Origin of the sequence: Micrococcus sp. HSID17227 (assembly GCF_003989405.1) — a bacterium.
Lineage (GTDB): Bacteria > Actinomycetota > Actinomycetes > Actinomycetales > Micrococcaceae > Micrococcus > Micrococcus luteus.
Window position 1 is genome coordinate 1 of the sequence record NZ_RBLN01000444.1, and the last position, 841, is coordinate 841.

Annotated in this window: 1 protein-coding gene; it reads right to left on the bottom strand. The window is 76.1% G+C overall.

Going from position 1 to position 841, the window contains the following annotated elements; genetic code table 11:
- A partial coding sequence (locus D8M29_RS12515; protein WP_148111627.1) for an MMPL family transporter occupies nt 1-841 on the bottom strand: 841 nt, incomplete at both ends.

An 841-nucleotide genomic window follows, 5' to 3' on the forward strand; every position in this document is an offset into this window, starting at 1 on the left:
TCGCTCGGGGGACGGGATCGTGGGCCAGAAGGCGGCACGCCCGGTCAGCCGCAGCAGCGCCGGCAACAGGGTCAGGGCGGCGAGCCACGCGAAGGCCACACCCGTGGCGGCCACGGGGCCGAGGGAGCGCGTCGAGTTGAGGTCCGAGGCCATCAGGATCAGCAGGGCGAGGGCCACGGTCGAGGCGGACGCGGTGATCGCGCCGAAGGACCCGCGCACGGCGGCCCGCAGCGCCTCCCCGACGTCCGCCCGGACCAGCAGCTCCTCGCGGTGCCGGGCCACGAGCAGGAGGCAGTAGTCCGTGGCCGCGCCGATCACGAGGATCGAGAGGATGCCCTGGGCCTGGCCGTTGAGCTGGATCCAGCCCGCCAGGGCCATCCCGTAGACGGCCACGATCGCGCCGCAGAGCGCGGCCACGGCCGTCAGCAGCACGAGGACCGGCAGCAGGACGGAGCGGTACACCGCCACGAGGATCACGAACACCACGACGAGCGCCACGAGCAGCAGCAGCCCGTCGATCCCCGCGAACGCGCCGCCCAGCTCCGCGACCAGGCCCGCCGGACCGCCCACGTGCCACTCGGTGTCCGCGGCCACGGTGCCGGCGAGGGCGGGGTCGGCGGCCGCCGGGTCCGCCACGACCTCCCGCAGGTCGGCCACCACGTCGGCCACGGGTCGCTCAGCCCCGGCCGAGGAGTCGACGAAGGCCAGGAACTGCACCGCCGCACCGTCGTCGGAGGGGATCGGACCGGCGACGTCGACCACGCCCGGCACCTCGCCCAGCCGGCCCGCGAGGTCCGCGAGCGCGGGGAAGGCGGCCGCGGGGTGCCGGGCGTGGTCGACG